This is a genomic window from uncultured Campylobacter sp. (assembly GCF_937997595.1).
GTDB lineage: Bacteria > Campylobacterota > Campylobacteria > Campylobacterales > Campylobacteraceae > Campylobacter_B.
On the sequence record NZ_CALKTS010000068.1, the window covers coordinates 1 to 2,396 of the forward strand.

At 50.2% G+C, this 2,396-nt stretch carries 2 protein-coding genes and 1 pseudogene; all 3 read left to right on the forward strand.

All coding sequences use genetic code 11. The features are described 5' to 3' along the window. Positions 1–205: pseudogene (locus Q0614_RS02265) on the forward strand (S-ribosylhomocysteine lyase); the annotation flags it as partial. Positions 206–798: 593 nt separating this feature from the next. After that, a complete protein-coding gene (locus Q0614_RS02270; protein WP_298786252.1) occupies positions 799–1,590 on the forward strand; it encodes a UDP-N-acetylmuramate dehydrogenase in 792 nt (263 codons plus the stop codon). A 344-nt stretch (positions 1,591–1,934) separates the two neighbouring features. Next, positions 1,935–2,396, forward strand: a 462-nt coding sequence (locus tag Q0614_RS02275) for a rhodanese-like domain-containing protein (protein ID WP_298786254.1), incomplete at its 3' end; no start/stop codon positions are given.

The following is a 2,396-nucleotide window of genomic DNA, read 5'->3' on the forward strand; positions in this document are numbered from 1 at the left end:
AAAGCTCGAAAAATATCTGAGCCTTTATGCTAACGAAGCCTCGATCGAGCTTTCGGGGGCGCAGATAAGGGCGATAGATAGGCTATTTGAGCTTGGGTATGAGCGCGAATTTTATCCTGCGCCGATTAGCGCGCAGGAGAATTTTATTCCGCGCGAATATAACGAGATCCGTTTCGCGGACTGCGGCGGGCAAAACCCGATGTAAGGCCGAGCGAGGTTAAAATTTAGTTGAAATTTAGCGCTTGCTTCGGTTAAATTTTACTCGGAATGAAATCGCGTTTTAGCTAAATTCCTCGTCGTTAAGCGGAGTGTAACTTGGCTAAATTTTGCTTCGGCGTAAAAGTTGCCGCGCGAGGTAGAATTTTACCCCGCGTTCTTGCCGTGGCTGTGCTGCGCCGTAGCTTTTGAAATTTAGCCGCGGAGCATAGCGAGTTTAAAATTTAGCGCAAATTTAACGCCGAGTTTGCCGCGGATCGCCGCCAAGTTCGTCAATCGACCGCGCGCTGTAGTGCTATTTGTCGCCGCGTAATATGCCGCTTTAAATTTACGGCTACGCAGCGATGAAATTTTACGGCACGCCGGCGGATCGCGCGGCTGTATTTTGTGCCGCAGGGTGCGAGCTGTGCGTGCGACGTAGCGCGCCGCTGAAAACGTATCACAAGCGAGCTAAATTTTGAAATAGCGTTCGTGTTTTGCACTGTGTGGTGCGACGGTATCGCTAAATTTTAAAATGATACGCGGCGAGCGTGAAATTTTTAAATTTATGAAACCAAAAAATGAAATTTAAAAGGCAAAATTTTGAAAACAAAGCAGATAGATTTTAGCAAATACACCTCCGTGCGCATCGGCGGGAGCTTTGCGGTGCAAATTTTAAAGGACGAGGCCGATTTCGCGGAGTTTGAGAGCATATCGGGGGGCGCGATCATCGGTGGCGGCAACAATCTGCTTATCTCGCCCGCGCCGCCGCACCTTGCGATGCTAAGCGAGGAGTTCGATCGCATAAGCTTAAGCGGCGATATCCTTAGCATCGGGGCTGCAACGAAGTCGGGTAAAATTTACAACTTCGCCAAAAAGCAGGGTCTCGGCGGCTTTGAGTTTTTGCGCAACATTCCAGGCCAGCTCGGCGGGCTAATCAAAATGAACGCAGGGCTCGCCGGCACTAGCATTAGCGATAGCCTGCTTGCCGTGCACCTAACGCGCGGCTGGGTGGAGCGCGAGCGGATAAGCTTCGGCTACCGAAGAAGCGGGATCGAGGAGCCGATTTTGGGCGCCGAGTTTAAAATTTCACGCGGCTTTGATGCCGAACTCGCCGCGGATTTCGCCGCCAAACGCGCCAATCAGCCAAAGGGAGCTAGCTTTGGAAGCTGCTTTAAAAACCCGCCTGGCGATGCCGCGGGTAGGCTGATCGAAGCGGCGGGATTAAAAGGCTACAGGGTCGGCGGCGCGAAATTTAGCGAGCAGCACGCCAATTTCATCATAAATTTCGGCGGCGCAAGCTTTGAGGATGTGATGAGCTTGATAGATCTCGCTCGCGAGCGGGTTTTGCAGCGCTTCGGCGTCACGCTCGAGCTAGAGGTTAAAATTTTATAGTTCAAGCGCGGACTTGGCGAACTAATACAGCGAGCAAGCGTAAAGAGTGAGTAACCACGCACACGGCGGCGAGGAGGTAAAAAGCTGTGTTTATAACGAATACGGCGTGCTTGCGGGCGGCTTTTGCCTAAGAGCGTTTATTGTGGCGGTCCATATATTTTAACCCCTATCTTTTGGTATTGCTCGGGCGCAAGTCCGACCTTATTAAATTTTATCGCTCTTTTGCTTTTGCAAGCAAACCGCCTACTTGATCGTTCGCATCTGCTAACGGCGCAAATTCACACTATTTAGCTAAATTTTTGATATAATCTCCCGCTTTAAAAGCTAAAATTCAAAGGAACCATATGAAATTTATTTCTCACAAAATTTTAAAAAGTGCAGTTTTGCTGGCGGCATTGGGATCTTTCGCGACTTGCTGCGCCGAGACGCAGCAGCCTAGCGGATATGCAATAAGCGGCGCAGCGCTATCGGCGATAGAGGAGGACAATAGAGCGAAAGAAAATTATCTGGTCATTGACGTTAGAAGCGCGGAGGAATACGCCGCAGGGCACATAAAACACGCGATCAACATCCCTCTTGGGGAGCTTGAAAGCAGGCTGGATGAGATAAACGCCTACAAGGATAGAAACGTCGTGCTTTATTGCAACACCGGCAACCGCAGCGGCAAGGCGCTTGATCTGCTTAAACAAAAAGGCTTTAGCATGCTTATGAACGCGCCCGGAGTGAAGCAGTACGACTACGAGCTGTATAGGGTCGGCAGCATAAACGCGGAGGGATTTTTGAAAATAGCAAATGAGCCGAACGTG